A 16,610-nucleotide genomic window follows, 5' to 3' on the forward strand; every position below is an offset into this window, starting at 1 on the left:
AAGTGACGCACGCATGTCGAGCACATCCGCCACGCCCGGTACGGCCATGGAGAGCAAACTCCGCGACTACCTCAGGCGCGCCATCGCCGACGCCCGCGAACTGCGTGAGCGGCTGCGGGAGACGGAGGAGCGGGCCCGCGAGCCGATCGCCGTCACCGGCATGGCGTGCCGCTTCCCCGGCGGGGTCGAATCCCCCGAAGACCTGTGGCGCATGGTGGCCGACGGGGTGGACGCCATCTCCGGATTTCCCGAGGACCGGGGCTGGCCGATCGAGGAACTGTACGAGGAGGCCGGTGGCATCGGCTCCTCGGCCACCCTGGAAGGCGGGTTCCTCCGTGACGCCGCCGGGTTCGACGCGGAGTTCTTCGGTATCTCGCCGCGTGAGGCGTTGGCGATGGATCCGCAGCAGCGGTTGTTGCTTGAGGTGTCGTGGGAGGCGGTGGAGCGGGCGGGTGTGGATCCGTTGTCGTTGCGCGGCAGCCGCACCGGCGTCTTCTTCGGCGGCGGATCGGAGGATTTCGTCGGGCTGCTCGCCATGGGCCACGACTCCGAGGAGAGCCCGTCCCTCACCGGCATGACCAGCAGTGTCATGTCCGGCCGGGTGGCGTACACCCTGGGCCTGGAGGGCCCGGCGCTGACCGTCGACACCGCCTGCTCCTCCTCTCTGGTCACCCTCCATCTCGCCGTGCAGGCGCTGCGGTCCGGAGAGTGTGACCTCGCACTCGCGGGCGGGGTGACGGTGATGTCGACCCCGGGCATCTTCCCCGAGTTCGCCCGCCAGGGCGGGCTGGCCTCCGACGGCCGGTGCAAGGCGTTCGCGGACGCGGCCGACGGCACCGGCTGGGGCGAGGGCGTCGGCGTGCTGATGGTGGAGCGGCTCTCGGACGCCCGTCGCAACGGACATCCCGTACTGGCCCTCGTCCGCGCCTCCGCCGTGAACCAGGACGGCGCCTCCAACGGAATGACGGCTCCCAACGGTCCGTCCCAACAGCGGGTGATCCGGGAAGCGTTGGCGAGCGCGGGGCTGACCGCCGCTGATGTGGACGCGGTGGAGGCGCACGGTACGGGGACCCGGTTGGGTGATCCGATCGAGGCGCAGGCCCTGCTGGCGACATACGGCCAGGGGAGGCCGCCCGAGAGCCCGTTGTGGGTCGGCTCCATCAAGTCCAACATCGGCCACACGGTCGCCGCGGCGGGCGTGGGCGGTGTGATCAAGACGGTGATGGCACTTCGGCACGGCGTCCTGCCGCGGACACTGCACGTGGACGAACCCACACGGCAGGTCGACTGGGCCGCGGGCGCGGTGGAGTTGTTGCGGGAGGAGCGGGTGTGGCCGGAGTCGGGGCGTCCGCGGCGTGCGGGTGTGTCGTCGTTCGGGATCAGCGGGACCAACGCCCACATCATTCTGGAGCAGGGCGACGACGACTCCCCGACCAGAGGCGATGACCAAGGCCCGGTTCCCTGGGTTCTCTCGGCACGCGACGCGACAGCCCTGCCCGCTCAGGCGGCGAAGCTCCTCACCCATCTCACCCGGCACCCGGACGTCCCCCTGCGCGACATCGGCTACTCCTTGGCGTCGTCGCGGGCGGTGTTGGGGCATCGGGCGGTGGTGGTTGGTGGTGGGCGTGGGGGCTTGTTGCGGGGTGTGTCGGCGTTGGCGGAGGGGCGGCCGGACGCGGGTGTGGTGCGGGGTCGTGCGGGTGATGGTGGCGTGGTGTTCGTGTTTCCGGGTCAGGGGTCGCAGTGGGTGGGGATGGCGGTGGAACTGCTGGGTTCCTCGCCGGTGTTCGCGGCGCGGATGGCGGAGTGTGGGGAGGCGTTGTCGGGGTTTGTGGACTGGTCGCTGCCCGATGTCCTGGGTGATGAGGCCGAGTTGGGCCGGGTGGATGTGGTTCAGCCGGTGTTGTGGGCGGTGATGGTGTCACTGGCGGAGGTGTGGCGGTCGTTCGGTGTGGTGCCGGCGGCCGTCGTGGGCCACTCGCAGGGTGAGATCGCGGCTGCTGTGGTGGCGGGTGCGTTGTCGTTGGAGGACGGTGCCCGGGTGGTGGCGCTGCGGTCGCGGGCGATTCTCGCTCTGTCGGGCAAAGGCGGGATGGCGTCCGTCCAGTTGCCCGTCGCCGATGTGCGGGCTCTGGCTGCGGTGTTGGAGGGCCGGGTTGAGGTGGCGGCGGTGAACGGGCCTTCCTCGGTCGTGGTGGCTGGTGCGCCGGTGGATCTGGATGAGGTGATCGCGGAGGCGACCGGCCTGGGGGCGCGTGCGAGGCGGGTCGAGGTGGACTATGCCTCGCACTCTGTTCAGGTGGAGGGTATCCGGGAGGAACTCCACGCTGTGCTGGGTGAGGTGTCGCCCGCCACCGCTCATGTGCCGTTCTATTCGACGGTGAGCGGGGAGCGGTTGGACACGGCTGGTCTGGATGCCGGGTACTGGTATCGCAACCTTCGTTCCACGGTGCGTCTCGAAGACACCGTCACGGGTCTCGTGGAGGCGGGGTATCGGGTGTTCGTCGAGGTGAGTCCGCATCCGGTGTTGGTGGCGGCGGTGCAGGAGACGGCGGAGGCGGTGGGTCGGGAGGTTGTGGTCACGGGGACGTTGCGGCGGGGGGAGGGTGGTCTGGAGCGGTTGTTGTTGTCGTTGGGTGAGGCGTATGTGCACGGGGTGCCGGTCGACTGGGCGGAGTGGTTCGCGGGGAGCGACGCGAGGCGTGTGGACCTGCCGACGTATGCCTTCCAACACCAGCGCTACTGGACGGAGATGCCCGGAGCGAGGCTCGGTGACGCGGTCCTCGCCGGGCTCGGCCGTGCCGAACATCCGCTGCTCGGTGCCGCCGTGGAGCTGGCCGACGGCGACCGTACGGTGTTCACCGGCCGGCTGTCGCTGAAGGGCCAGCCCTGGACCGCCGACCATGCGGTGTTCGGCACCCCACTGTTGCCGGGCACCGCGTTCGTGGAGCTGGCCCTGTGGGTGGGGGAGCGGCTGGGGACTCCCCGGGTCGACGAACTCGTCCTGGAGTCACCCCTGTTGCTGTCCGACACCGCACCCGTGCGTCTCCAGGTCGTGGTGGACGACGCCGACGAGCAGGGCCGGCGGACCGTACGCTTCTTCTCCCGGGCGGAAGAGCCGGACGAGGCGGAGTGGACGCGCCACGGCACCGCCGTGCTCGGCGGCGCCCCGCAGCCGGAGTTCGACCTGGGGGCGTGGCCGCCGGTCGGCGCCGAACCGGTCGAACTGGACGGCGCCTACGAGAAGATGGCAGCCGCCGGATTCGGGTACGGCCCCGCCTTCCGTGGGCTGCGTGCCGCGTGGCGGCGCGGGGACGAGGTGTTCACCGAGGTCGAGACGGATGCCGCCGACGGAGCCCGCAGCGACGGCTTCATGGCGCATCCCGCGCTGCTGGACGCGGCTCTGCACGGTGCCGGGCTGCTGCCGGGTACACAGGACGGAGGCGTACGGCTGCCGTTCTCCTGGTCCGGTGTCACGGCCTATGCGACCGGCGCGACCTCGCTTCGGGTCCGTCTCTCCACGACCGGTGACGGAGGGCTGTCCCTGCACGCGGTGGACGCCATCGGCTCGCCCGTCCTCGCCGTCGAGCAACTCGTCCTCCGGCCGGTGTCCGCCGACCAGTTGGCCCCGCCGAGCGCCGCGGCCCCGGACGCACTGCTGCGCGTCGACTGGCCCGAGCTGCCGGTCCCCACCCCGCTCCCCGGCACCTATGTGTGGCTCGGCCCGGAGACCGCCGGTGACCGGCCCGGCTTCGGCACCCCCGCCGAACTGGACGCGTGGCTCGGCGCGGGCAACCCGGTTCCCGGCGCCGCCGTCGCCTGCTGTCCCGTCCTCGCGGACAACGACGGCACCTCGGCCGAAGCCGCCGAGCGAGCCGTGCTCTGGGGACTGGAACTGGTGCGGGACTGGGCGGGCGGTACCCGGCTCGCGGACGTGCCGCTGGTAATCGTCACCAGGGGCGCCGCGCCTGTGCCCGGCACCCCGGCCGATGCCACCGGGACGGCCCATGCCGCGCTGGTCGGTCTGCTGCGCTCGGCCCAGGCCGAGGACCCGGGGCGACTGGTCCTTGTCGACGTCGTGGCCGACGACGCGTCGCAGCCCCCGGCCCCGGGTGTGCTCGATCCGGCTGTGCTCGACCTGGCACTCGCCGCCGCGGAACCCGAAGTCGCGGTGCGCCACGGCAAGGTGTACGGCCGACGGCTCGGCAGGGCCGTCGCAGGACCCGATGTGCTGGCCGAACCGGCCGGCTGTGACCGGTGGCGGCTCGATGTGACCGAGCCCGGATCGTTCGGCAACCTCGCGCTCGTCCCCGACGCCGGGACCACCGGCGTACTCGCCGCCGGCCAGGTGCGTGTCGCCGTACGGGCCGCCGGACTCAACTTCCGCGACACCCTCATCGCGCTCGGCATGTACCCGGACCGGGCCCAACTCGGCAGCGAGGGATGCGGGGTGGTCACCGAAGTGGGGCCGGGTGTCGAGTGGCCCGTGCCCGGCGACCGGGTCATGGGTACGTTCGACACCCCCTTCGCGCCCCGCTCGGTGGCCGACGCCCGGCTGCTCGCACCGGTTCCCGACGACTGGACCGACGTCCAGGGCGCGTCGGCCACCGTCGCCTTCCTGACCGCCTACCACGGCCTGACCGACCTCGGTGGACTGCGCGCGGGACAGCGGGTCCTGATCCATGCCGGAGCGGGCGGTGTCGGCTCCGCCGCGGTACAACTCGCCCGCAGACTGGGCGCGGAGGTGTTCGCGACCGCGTCCCGGCCCAAGTGGGCGGCTCTGAGGGCGGCCGGTCTGGATGACGCGCACATCGCGGACTCGCGCACCCTGGACTTCCACGACGCCTTCCTCGACGGCACCGGCGGTCGCGGCATGGACGTCGTACTGAACTGTCTGGCCGGTGAGTTCACCGACGCCTCGCTGCGGCTGACGGCGCGCGGCGGCCGATTCGTCGAGATGGGCAAGACCGACCTGCGGGACCCCGATCGGCTCGCCGTTGACCATCCCGGCGTCGCCTACCGGCCGTTCGATCTGGCCGACCCCGGTCCGGAGCGGATCCAGGAGATCCTGGGAGAGCTGGGCACCCTGTTCGCCGACGGCGAGCTCACCCCGCCCCCGGCGACCACCTGGGACATCCATCACGCCCCGGAGGCGTTCCGGGCGCTCGCCCGGGCGACACTCGTCGGCAAGGCCGTCCTCACCCTGCCACCCGCGGGATTCGCACCGGGCGAGACCGTGCTCATCACCGGTGGCACCGGCACCCTGGGCGCCCTCGTGGCCCGCCACCTCGTGGAGCGCCACGGCGCCCGCCACCTGATCCTCCTGTCCCGCACCGGCCCGGAATCAGCCGGGGCCCGTGCGCTGTGCGTCGAACTCGCCACCGCGGGCGCCGACGTCGAGGTCGTGGCCGGCGACATCGGAAACCCCGATGCGCCGGCCCGGCTGCACAAGGCCGTCACAGCCCTGGGCCGACGGCTGGCCGGCGTCGTCCACTGCGCGGGAACCACCGACGACGGCGCGATCGGCTCCCTGACCCAGGACCGGCTCACCGCCGTACTCCGGCCCAAGGCGCACGGCGTAGTGAACCTGCACCGGCTCACCGAACTCCATCCGCACGTGCGGCAGTTCCTGCTCTTCTCGTCGGCCGCCGCGACGCTCGGCTCGCCGGGGCAGGCCAACTACGCGGCTGCCAACGCCTACCTTGACGCCTTCGCCCACCGGCGCCGGGCGCTGGGCCTGCCCGCGATGTCCGTCGGGTGGGGGCTGTGGGAGGAGACCAGTGCTCTGACGGCCGGTCTTGGGGCCACCGACCACCGGCGCTTGCGAGCCGGCGGATTCCGGGCTCTGCCGACCGGCGAGGCGCTCGAACTCCTCGACGCGGCGCTGCTCGGCAGAGTGGGCGGCCCCGCGGTGGTGGCGGCGCCGTTCGAACTCCCGGCGCTGCGGGCCCTGCACGCGCGCGAACCACTGCCTCCCGTCCTGCACGGCCTTCTGGGACCGGTCGCCCCTCGTACCCGGCGCCGGGCCGCCCAGGAGACGCATGAACCAGGAACTGTGCTGCGCCGGCGTCTGGCCGGACTGCCCGCGGACCGGCGCAGGTCCGTGCTGATCGGCCTGGTCCGCAGCCAGGTCGCGGCCGTACTCGGACACACGGCCCCGGGACTGGTCGACACGGAACGGTCGTTCCGTGAGATGGGGTTCGACTCACTGACCGCGGTCGAACTGCGCAACCGGTTGAACACCGCGACCGGACTGCGGTTTCCCGCCACATTGGTCTTCGACCATCCGCGGCTGGACGCGCTTGCCGAGCATGTGGGCACGGTTCTCGTACCGACCACCGACGGGACCGACGGAGCCGCGGAGGGCGGTGGGCGAGAGGCGGAGATCCGCAGCCTGATCCTTTCCGTTCCGCTGGCCAGACTGCGCGAGAACGGTCTGCTGGACCAACTGCTGGCTCTCGCGGGGGGTGTGAGCGCGCAGGCCCCGGTGGACGCAGTGGGCGCACAGCATAGTGAGATCGGTGAGATGGACGCCGCAGAGCTGGTGGAAATGGCCAAAAGTCTTTCCACGGAGTGGAAATAGCTGATGCATAGTCGGTTGGCCTGTTGAAGGGCAAAAAGATTTCAACTTGTCATGACCATCTGGTCACGGAATGCTCCCTTCCGTGGCGGTGATCCGTTGGCTATGTTGTTCGCGAGGTGCCGCTTACGAGCTCCAACAAGGTGACTTGTGGGGGTCGTTTCGCCGGAGGAAGGTGGATCGTGGAGGATGCGGTATAGGGCGGTCCATTAACTGGAACGGGCCCCTGGCGCCGGGACGTTCACGACGGTTGTGAACGAATCGCGTTGCTCCAAGGGGGGTCGGACGTTGTCTGCGGCCTATCTGAGGTGATCCCGAAGAACCCGCAGAACCCGCAGAACTACCGGAACAAGGCGGGATGTGATTGGGGTTACAGATATGTTGCTTTCCGGTCAGGACGAGAAACTGCGCCACCTGGAGTCACTGCTCGGCGAGTGTGTGCGCGGTCGAGCGATGACCGTGATGCTGGAAGGTGGGGCGGGCTGCGGGAAGAGCGACCTCATGGAGGGCTTCGCGCAGTACGCCACAGAATCGGGGGCGATCGTTCTCAGCCCCCGTGACGCCGGTCGCCCCCTCGGATCCTGGGCCGACGACATGTCCGGCAGGTCCTCTGCGGGCTTCCAGGAGTCCAGCGACCGGCTCGCCGCACTGGCCGCGCGGTCCCCCGTGGTCGTCTGCGTGGACGACCCGCAGGGTGATGAGGAGCCGACATGGCGTTGGCTCCTGGAAGCCACCCGGCGCCGGCTGCGCAACAGCCGCGTCATGCTGGTCTTCACCCTGCTGCCGTTCGGCGGCTCCAGCGGCCTGGGCATCCACTGCGACCTGCTGCGCCAGACCAACCTCCATCGGATCAGGCTGCGTCCGCTGGAGCGCGCGCAGACCATCGCGCTGTGGGAGGAGCTGAACGGCGGGCCGCCCTCCGACCAGGCGGAGGAACTGCACACGGCGAGCGGCGGCAACCCGCTGCTCGTACGGGCCCTGGCCGAGGAGATGGGCATGCACGGCCGCATCGCGCGGCCGGACTCCTGGCCGTGCCCGGGCGGCCTGTTCGCCCAGGCGTCCCTGGACTGCGTGCGGGCCAGCGGGCCACTGGCGACCTCCGTGGCCGTCGGCATGGCCGCGCTGCGCGAATTCTCCAGCCCCGAGAGCCTGGCCGCCGTGCTGCGCCTCGACCCCGCGGAGGTCACCCGAGGGAAGTACCTGCTGCAAGCGGCCGGTCTCGTCGAGTCCTGGCGGCTGCGCCACCCGGTGATCGAGTCGACGGTCCTGGAACACCCGGAATTCGGGCGGCGCGACGAGATTCTGCTCCGCGTGGCGGAGTTCCTGCGCGAGCGCGGGTCCGGCGCCCGCGCGACAGCCCGCTATCTGCTGGAGTTCGGCGGGGTGACCGAGCCCTGGCAGACGGCCACCCTCCAACGGGCCGCGGACGAGGCGCTGGACATCGACGACGCGCAGTTCGCCGACGCCTGCCTCGCACTCGCCCACGAGGCCTCGGCCGACTGCTGGGAACGGGCCCGCCTGGTGCTCAGGCGCTCAGTCGTGATGATGCGGACCGACCCCTGGCGTGCCGAACAACACTATCTGGAACAGATGGCCCGGACGGAGTGCGTGTGCGGGGCCGAACACTGCGAGGCGTGGACCGTGCTGAAAGCACGGCTGCTGCTCGGCTGCGGTCGGCTGGAAGAGGGCATGGCGCTGCTCCACGCCCAGGCCCGGCCCGCGGACGCCCCGGTCGGCGGGCCGCATTCCGGCCCGTTCTACGAGGACTGGCACTGGCTTCTCTGCGACACCGCGGGTACGGCGGCCGCCTGGATGCCGGCCGAGGGTGCCGTACCGGGCGAGGCGGACGGCGGCGGTGCCGCGGCGCGTTCCGGCGCCCCCGGGTTCGACTTCTGCCTCGGTCTGTTTCGCGTGGGGATACGCGATGTGCGGGAGATCGACGACCAGCTCAGGTCGTTGCGGCTCGGCGACACCACCATCGCGCTGGTCATGCCTGAGCTGCGGAACCTGATGACCATGGGCCGGCCCGACCTGGCGGACGAGTGGTGCGCCCACTTCGCACGTCAGGCCGCCGAGCGTGGCGTCGAGGGATGGCGCCAACTGCTGACCGCGCTGCGGGCCGAGATCGCGCTCGCGCTGGGCAGTCTGACGGATGCGGAGGCCTTGGCCCAGGAGGCCGTCGAGCTGGGCGGGGAGGTGCCGGCCTACTGGCTGTGCGGGGGACCGCTCACCATCCTCGTGACCGTGTGCACCGCGACCGGGCGGTACGAGGAGGCAGCCCGGCTGCTGGGCCGGCCGCTCCCCGAGTCCTTCCTCCACTCGGTCCACGGGCTGGCCTACCTCAGGGCCCGCGGTCACCTCCTGCTCACCGTCGGCCGGCCGCACCTGGCCCTGTCGGACTTCCTGACGGTGGGCCGCCGCGCCGAACGCTGGGACCTGCCCTCCGGTGCGTGCCCGCCCTGGCAGATCGACGCGGCGGAGGCCTGGCTGCGGCTCGGCAACCACCACGAGGCGGAACAGCTGCTCACCGCGTACCGTGCCGACACCGACCGGGTCTCGGACTCCGGGTCGTGGCTGCGGGTGCGCGCGCAGCTCGCCGAGCCCCACGAGCGGCCGGGGCTGCTCACCAGGTCCGCCGAGCAGCTCCAGGTGTCGGGCAACACCTGGGAGCTGGCCAGGGTCCTCGCCGACCTCGCCGAGGCCTACCAGGACCTCGGTCAGTCGGCCCGCGCCGACCTCACACTGCGCAAGGCCCGACAACTCGCGGACGAGTGCGGGGCCGGCCCGCTGCACGAGCGGATCGTGTCCCTGGAGCTCGGCGGCAGGCCACCCAGGAGGTCCGTGCGCGGCGTCCTGCACAGGCCGGACCCGGCGGCGAAACTCAGCGAGTCGGAACGCCGCGTGGCAGTACTGGCGGCCCAGGGTCTGACGAACCGGGAAATTTCGGCTGAACTCTTCATTACCGTCAGTACGGTCGAGCAGCATCTCACCCGGGTCTACAAGAAACTCGACATCACCTCGCGGCAGGAACTTCCGCTGAGAATAGAGCTGGGACTTCCCGAATCCGCGTGACCCCTGTCTCGTCCAGCCCGTAGGTATTCCGGGTCCGATAGGGGTGGTTCACGTGCGCGGCACCTGCCAGATTCGTTCGTGCATCCACGATTACCGGAGGTCTGGACATGGAGAACTACAAGGCGCTGCTCTGTGACGGCCCGGCGCACCTTCCGCAGGAGGAACGCATACAGTTCGCGACCTCACTGACGGAGAAGATCAAGCACCGATTCGGTGCGGGATACGAGCACTTCGTCCACGACGGGGAATTCACCGTGATCGAGGGCGAACAGGTCGCGGTCTTCCGCTGGACGACCCGGACCGCCATCGCCGAATGAGCGCCCCGCGCTCCGCACGGAACAGCCGGACAGGGGACCTCCCCGATTCTGAGGGGTGGCGTTAGGGGGCAGGGCCTCACCTAGCGTCATCGACATCAACAGCCGTACGAGGAAAGGCCGTCATGGGTTCGGTGACTGATGCGGTGCTGGCGGGCGCAAGTCCGCAGGACCTTGAACGTGCGGTCCTGCCGGAGGAGTTCACGGCAGCCCATCTGCGGGTCGAGGACGTGGACATCTTCCGGGACGTGGTCGACAAGGACGTACGCAAGACACTGCGCGTCGGGCCCGTGCCGATGCCGGAGCCTGCCCCCGACGAGGTCCTGATCGCCGTCATGGCCAGTTCGATCAACTACAACACCGTCTGGTCCGCCATCTTCGAACCCCTGTCGACCTTCAGGTTCCTGGCCGCCTACGGGAAGCAGGGGCACTGGGCGGCCCGCCACGACCAGCCGTACCACGTCCTGGGCTCGGACGCGGCCGGAGTCATCGTCCGGGTCGGCTCGGCGGTCCGGCGCTGGCGCGTCGGCGACCACGTCCTCGTCAACGCCGCCTGCGTCGACGAGCAGGAGGCCATCACCCAGTCCGACGGCATGCTCGGCGAACACCAGCTCGCCTGGGGCTACGAGACCAACTTCGGCGGCCTCGCCCACTACTGCCTGGCCCGGGCCAGTCAGCTCATCCCCAAGCCCGCCCACCTCACCTGGGAGGAGGCCGCGTGCGTGCCCGCGTGCGCCGGCACCTCGTACCGGATGCTCGTCTCGGACCGGGGCGCCCGGATGAAGCAGGGGGACGTGGTGCTGATCTGGGGTGCCACGGGCGGAGTCGGCGCGTACGCCGTGCAGTTCGTGAAGAACGGCGGCGGCATCCCGGTCGGCGTGGTCGGCTCCCCGGAGAAGGCGGCAGCGCTGCGGGCCCTGGGCTGCGACATCGTGATCGACCGGTCGGAGATCGGCATCGGTGAGTCGGCGGGCGACGACTTCGAACAGGCCATCGTCGACGGCAAACGGCTGGGCGCGGTCATCCGCCGGGAGGCCGGAGAGGACCCGCACATCGTCTTCGAACACGTCGGCCAGGCCACCTTCGGCCTCTCCGTCTTCCTGGCCCGCCGCGGCGGCACGGTCATCACCTGCGGCTCCAGCACCGGATACCGGCACCAGTACGACAACCGCTATCTGTGGATGAAGCTGAAGCGGGTCATCGGCAGTCATGTGGCCAACCTCCACGAACAGTGGGAATGCGCCCGGCTGTTCGGCCAGGGCCGCATCATGCCGGCGCTGTCGTCGCTGTTCCCGCTGCACGAGGTCGGCGAGGCCACCCGGCTGGTGCAGCGCAACGAACACATAGGCAAGGTCGGCGTCCTCTGCCTGGCCCCGGAACCCGGACTCGGTGTCACCGACCCCGCACTGCGGTCCCGCATCGGCGCCGACCGGCTCAACCCGTTGCGGCCCTTCGCCGCCGACGTGCCCGGCGCCCTGGCGGTGACGCGATGACGACCCATATAGGCATCCTCGGCACCGGCTCCTATCTCCCCAAGGAGGAGATCACCAACGAGGAGATCGCCCGCCGCGTCCCCGACATCACCGCCGAGTGGATCGGCCGCCGCACACTGATCACCGGACGCCGGTACGCCGCACCGGACGAGGCCACCTCCGACCTGGCCCGGCACGCCGCCACCGCCGCCCTCGACGACGCCGGCGTCACGGCCGACCGTATCGACCACCTCATCGTCGCCACCTCCACCGGTGACGCACCCCTGCCGCCCACCTCCTCCCTGGTGCAGAGCGCGCTCGGCGCCCATCGCGCGGCCTGCTTCGACATCAACATCGCCTGCGCCGGCTTCGTCTACGCCCTCGACATCGCCCGCGCCCTGGTCGCCCAGCGCCCCGGCTCCCTCGCCCTGGTCATCGGCGCCGACCTGTACTCACGGTTCCTCGACTACGGCGACCGGGGCACCGCCGTCCTCCTCGGCGACGCCGCCGGCGCCGCCGTGGTGGGCGCCGTGCCCGAGCCGTACGGCATCCTCGACGTCGAACTCGTCGGCCGGGGCGACGTCCATGAGCTGATCTGGATCGAGGGCGGCGGCAGCCGTGTCCCGGCCTCCGCCGAGACCGTCGCGGGCGGCGGGCACTATCTGCGGATGATCGGACGCGGTGTCGCGGACTTCGTCATGGCGAACGTCCCCCCGATGATCACGCCCCTGCTGGAGCGCACGGGTACGACCCTCGACGAGGTGGCGCACTTCGTGCCGCACCAGGCCAACGGAGTCCTCCTCGGAGAACTGGTCGAACGCTGCGGCCTCACCGGCGCCCGCACCCACACCCCGCTCGTCAAGTACGGGAACATGGGCGCCGCTTCCGTCCCCGTCGCGCTCGACGAGGCGTCCCGCGCCCAGCTGCTGGGTGACGGCGAACTGCTGCTGCTCGCCGGCTTCGGCGCCGGAATGGCGGCGGGGCTCTGTCTGCTGCGCTGGCAGGCCTGAATTCCCGGCCGGTGTCCCTGCTGTCCTCGCCTTCCCGCCAGCGAGCCTTTCTCAGCGATTCACCATTCAAGGAGCGCATGCCGTGACCGAAGCACCCGAGCGTGAAGAAATCGCCTTTCCCCTCATGAGAAAGTGTCCGTACACGCCGCCCGAGGAGTACGCGGCCTTCCGGGCCTCCGAAGAACCCACTCCCGGACGGCTCTACAACGGCACGCGGGTCTGGCTCGTCACCCGCTACGAGCAGGTGCGCGCCATTCTCGGCGACGAACGCTTCAGCTCAGACATCACCAATCCCGGATATCCCATATACGCCGAGGCCTTCGAGGGCTCCCGGGCATTCCCCATGCTCTTCACGATGGACCCGCCGCAGCACACCGTGCAGCGCAAGGCGGTCATCCGGGAATTCACCCTGCGCCGGGCGGAGGACCTGCGGGCGGAGATGCAGCTGAAGGCCGACGAACTGATCGACGCCATGGTCGCGGAGGGTAATTCGGCGGACCTGGTCGAGAAGTTCGCCGGACCGTTCTCGGGCACCATCACCTGCTGGGCCCTGGGCATGGAATACACCGATATGCAGACCTGGCTCGCGGACAACCGTGAAGTCCGGGAGAAGGCCCAGTCGGTGCTCGACACCGAACAGGTGGCCGCCGAGGTGAGCCTGCGCATGATGGCGCTGCAGGAGTACTTCCTGAGGTTCATCGAGGCGAAGGAGGAGAACCCGGGCGACGACCCGATGAGCCGGGTGATCGCCCAGCACGTCACCACGGGCAGCCTCAGCAGGACCGAACTCGCCAACCTCTGCTTCCTGATCTTCATCGCGGGCCAGACGCCGGTCCAGGCCATGCTGACCGTAGGGGTGGCGCTGCTGCTGGAGCGGCCCGACCAGGTGGCCGTGGTCCGGGACGACCCCGGGAGTCTGCCGGGCACCGTCGACGAGATGATGCGCATGGTCAGCCCGCTCGACCTGATGCCGCGCGTCGCCCTGGAGGACGTCGAGGTGGGCGGGCGGCTGATCCGCAAGGGTGAGGGCGTCGTCGTCACCAACGGCGGCGCCAACCACGATCCGGCGGAGTTCCCGGATCCCGAGCGACTGGACGTGCGCCGCGCGGCCCGCGGACACCTCGCCTTCGGTTCCGGCGTTCACCACTGCCTGGGCGCCAATCTGACCCGGGTAGGCCTCGAAATCGCGTACGGCACTCTCTTCCGGCGGCTGCCGGGCCTGCGGCTGGACGCACCGATGGACGAGGTGTACGACAGGCCGGGCTGGCACCCGGAGGTGCAGCGGCTGCCGGTCTCGTGGTGAGGCAGGGCACAGTGAAAGCGGTCGCCGCCCCTTCCCGGGGGCGGCGACCGCTTTCGGCTGGGAGCCGGACGGCGGTCAGATGAGCAGCTGACCGCCGTCCGACACCAGGACATGACCGGTGCAGAAGCCGTCGGACATCAGATAGACGTACGCCTTGGCGACGTCGGAGGGGTCGGCCACGCGCCCGACCGGCAGCCTCGGCCCGTGCTCGGCGAAGAACCGCTCCGCCGCCTCGGGGTCGGCCTCCGTCGTCAGCGGTGTCCTGACCACGCCGGCGGCCACCGTGTTGACGCGGATCGGCGCCAGCTCCAGTGCCAGTGACCGGGTCATCGCCTCGATCCCCGCGTACAGCGGACCCCCTACGGCGGTGCCGACCGGGATATAGGGGCGCCGGCCGCTGGTGCCGGTGGTGAACACCATGGAGCCGCCCGCACGGATGTGCGGGAAGCCGTGCTTGGCGGTGGCCAGCGCGCCCCAGAACCGTACGGCGAAGAACTGGTGCGCCGACGCGATGTCCACGTCCTTCAGCGCCTGGAGCATCACACTGTCCCCGGCGGTGAAGACCAGGTGGTCGAAGGCGCCGACGTCCTCGAAGAACCGGGCGACGTCCTTCTCGTCCGTGACGTCGACGGTGTGGCCCTCACAACCGGTGGGGAGGGCGGTCAGTGCCTTGTCCACGCTGGCCCGGCGGCTTGAGGCGACCACCACCGATGCTCCCGCCGCCGCGGCGGCCTCGGCCACCCCCAGACCGATCCCCTTCGTGCCGCCGACCACGACGACGCGGTTGCCTTCGAGTGCCGTATTCATACGTCTCCTCCGTGTTCTGTACGTGTTCCACGGCCGGGCGGCATCAGGCCGTGGCCACCTCGACGGTCAGGCGGTGCGGGCCGACCACGTTCTTCGGGTGGTGGTACGCCACCGCGTCGTCCCCCGCGGCCACCCGCAGCTCCGGGAACCGGTCCAGCAGCAGGTCGAGTACGATCCGTGCCTCAAGGCGGGCCAGCGGGGCCCCCATGCAGAAGTGCAGCCCCTGGCCGAAGCCGAGGTGGCGGCCCTGGTCCCGGTGCAGATCGAAGGTGTCCGGGGCCTCGAACCGTTCGGGGTCCCGGTTGGCCGACACCGTCCACAGCGTGAGCACCTGGCCGGCGGGGATCTTCTCGCCGCCCAGCTCCGACTCCCGGGTCGTCATCCGCACCAGCCGCGAGAAGGCGGGGCGCAGCCGCACCGCCTCCTCGATCGCGGCGGGCACCAGCGAGCGGTTCCGCCGTATCTCGGCCAGGGCGGAGGGGTTCTCGTCCAGGCACAGCACCGTGCTGCCCAGTACCGCCGTGGTGGTGATGTGACCGGCCATCAGCAGGGTGCCCGCGAAGCCGATGATCTCGTCGTCGTCGAGCTGCCCGTCCTCGGTGTGCGCGGTCGCCAGCTGGCTGATCAGGTCGTCCTGCGGCTCGGCGCGACGGCGGCCGACGTACTCCAGCATGTAGGCCCGCATCTCCCGGGCGGTCTCCACGAAGGCGAGCACGTTCTCCTCGCTCGGCAGGGCGCTCTCGCCGCCGCCGTTGGCCGAGATGAAGGCCAGCGCCCACTTCTCGAACAGCGGCCGGTCCGACACCGGGATCCCGAGGAGCTCCGCGATCACGAACACCGGCAGGGGGTGGGTGACGGCCTCCACCAGGTCGAACCGGTCGCGCCCCGCCACCTCGTCGAGAAGCCCTGCGGCCAGTTCGGTGATGCGCGGCTCGAGTCCGGCCACGAGCCGGGGGGTGAACGCCTTGCTGACGAGCGACCGCAGCCTGCGGTGCATCGGGGGGTCCATTCCGACCACGTTCCCCTTCGCCATCCACGCGGTGTCCGGATGTGTCGGGATGACGGCCGACATGTCGTTCGAATAGGTCGCCGTGTCCGACAGCACCCGGGAGACATCGGCGTGACGGAAAACGTGCCACAGGCCCGGAAAAGCGTCGGGAAGCACCGGACTTTCCTGCCGGTGCTTCGTCAGCCAGGCGAGCAGGGACGGAAAGTCGTCCTGTGTCCCAGGTATCGGTGACTGCTGTTCGGTCGTCATCGTCTCGCTCCTTCTGGAGGGATCCGGACGGTGCGCCGGTCCCGTCGGCGGGAGCCTAATGGCGCTTCCGTACAGTGAAACACCCCTAGCCGGGCCCCACCGCCCCCGAACAATTCACAGGCACCCCTAACCGGTCCGTACGGGCTTGTGCGCGGCCGTTCCCGTTCCATAACTTCGCTTCGGCAAGGAACGGTGTCCCCATCTTCCGGAGTTGGCCATGAGTGCGCAGCCCATACAGTCCTCGGACGAGGAATTGCGGGACTCCGTTCCCGCCGACAGCGGCGAAGTCGTCTTTCCGACGCAGGGTGAAGTGGCCGGGGAAATGCGACAGCTCGACTTCCTGCTCGGTGACTTCCGCGTCGAATACACGAACCTGACGACGGAGAAGGTCACCACGGGCGAGGCGAAATTCTCCACGCGTCCGGTGGCCGACGGCCGGTTCTACGAGATGACCCAGCACGTCCCGGTGCCCGGCATCGTCGCCACCTGGCTGATCGGCTGGAGTGCGGTGGACGCCTCCTTCGCCTGCTTCTACTACGACGACTGGGGCCACCACGGCACGTTCACCAGTCCCGGCTGGACTTCCGACGGCCACTTCCGCATCTCCGGCGAGAGTGCCGTCTTCGGCGGGCGCCACTCCTTCGTGGACGACTTCACGGTGGTCGACGCCGACCACTTCGTGAAGCACGGCTTCATCGCCGTGGGCGACGACCTGATCGCCGGGGACCGCATGCACTGCTACCGGATCTGAACAGCCGACGGCACGGGCCTTCCCGTCCGTCCCCGTACGTTGT

8 protein-coding genes and 1 pseudogene are annotated in these 16,610 nt (G+C 70.4%); 7 read left to right on the top strand and 2 right to left on the bottom strand.

The window, feature by feature from the left end:
• Nucleotides 1–64 precede the first annotated feature (64 nt).
• The 6 genes and pseudogenes from ACW4TU_RS43425 to ACW4TU_RS43450 all read left to right on the top strand — a co-directional run.
• Nucleotides 65–6,583 (top strand): annotated as a pseudogene (locus ACW4TU_RS43425) (type I polyketide synthase); the annotation flags it as partial.
• A 375-nt stretch (nt 6,584–6,958) separates the two neighbouring features.
• Complete coding sequence (locus ACW4TU_RS43430; RefSeq protein WP_457422794.1) at nt 6,959–9,652, top strand: helix-turn-helix transcriptional regulator; 2,694 nt, start codon at nt 6,959–6,961, stop codon at nt 9,650–9,652.
• 107 nt (nt 9,653–9,759) lie between these two features.
• Nucleotides 9,760–9,969, top strand: a complete 210-nt coding sequence (locus tag ACW4TU_RS43435; protein WP_164322927.1) for a DUF5988 family protein — start codon at nt 9,760–9,762, stop codon at nt 9,967–9,969.
• Between the two features lie 122 nt (nt 9,970–10,091).
• Nucleotides 10,092–11,459, top strand: coding sequence for a crotonyl-CoA carboxylase/reductase (ccrA, locus tag ACW4TU_RS43440; RefSeq protein WP_457422796.1), 1,368 nt, complete (start codon nt 10,092–10,094; stop codon nt 11,457–11,459).
• Entirely contained in the window at nt 11,456–12,448 is a 993-nt protein-coding gene (locus ACW4TU_RS43445) for a 3-oxoacyl-ACP synthase III family protein (RefSeq protein WP_457422798.1), read from the top strand. Before ccrA ends, ACW4TU_RS43445 begins: the two co-directional genes overlap by 4 nt.
• A gap of 82 nt (nt 12,449–12,530) precedes the next feature.
• Nucleotides 12,531–13,751, top strand: coding sequence for a cytochrome P450 (locus tag ACW4TU_RS43450; protein WP_457422800.1), 1,221 nt, complete (start codon nt 12,531–12,533; stop codon nt 13,749–13,751).
• Between the two features lie 75 nt (nt 13,752–13,826).
• Here ACW4TU_RS43450 and ACW4TU_RS43455 read toward each other — a convergent pair whose 3' ends face one another.
• Both ACW4TU_RS43455 and ACW4TU_RS43460 read right to left on the bottom strand, forming a co-directional pair.
• Nucleotides 13,827–14,558, bottom strand: a complete 732-nt coding sequence (locus ACW4TU_RS43455; protein ID WP_457422802.1) for an SDR family oxidoreductase — start codon at nt 14,556–14,558, stop codon at nt 13,827–13,829.
• Nucleotides 14,559–14,601: 43 nt separating this feature from the next.
• Entirely contained in the window at nt 14,602–15,816 is a 1,215-nt protein-coding gene (locus tag ACW4TU_RS43460; RefSeq protein ID WP_457422804.1) for a cytochrome P450, read from the bottom strand.
• A 217-nt stretch (nt 15,817–16,033) separates the two neighbouring features.
• Here ACW4TU_RS43460 and ACW4TU_RS43465 point away from each other — a divergent pair, with 217 nt between their 5' ends.
• The gene (locus tag ACW4TU_RS43465) at nt 16,034–16,567 is read left to right on the top strand and encodes an NlmOI (protein WP_457422806.1); all 534 of its coding nucleotides are present in this window, start codon (nt 16,034–16,036) and stop codon (nt 16,565–16,567) included.
• Nucleotides 16,568–16,610 lie beyond the last annotated feature (43 nt).

It is taken from the genome of Streptomyces kryoterrae (assembly GCF_054072135.1).

Coding starts and splice junctions, on each gene's coding strand:
- ACW4TU_RS43430 (WP_457422794.1), top strand. CDS start 6,959: ATGTTGCTTTCCGGTCAGGACGAGAAACTGCGCCACCTGGAGTCACTG.
- ACW4TU_RS43435 (WP_164322927.1), top strand. CDS start 9,760: ATGGAGAACTACAAGGCGCTGCTCTGTGACGGCCCGGCGCACCTTCCG.
- ccrA (WP_457422796.1), top strand. CDS start 10,092: ATGGGTTCGGTGACTGATGCGGTGCTGGCGGGCGCAAGTCCGCAGGAC.
- ACW4TU_RS43445 (WP_457422798.1), top strand. CDS start 11,456: ATGACGACCCATATAGGCATCCTCGGCACCGGCTCCTATCTCCCCAAG.
- ACW4TU_RS43455 (WP_457422802.1), bottom strand. CDS start 14,558: ATGAATACGGCACTCGAAGGCAACCGCGTCGTCGTGGTCGGCGGCACG.
- ACW4TU_RS43460 (WP_457422804.1), bottom strand. CDS start 15,816: ATGACGACCGAACAGCAGTCACCGATACCTGGGACACAGGACGACTTT.
- ACW4TU_RS43465 (WP_457422806.1), top strand. CDS start 16,034: ATGAGTGCGCAGCCCATACAGTCCTCGGACGAGGAATTGCGGGACTCC.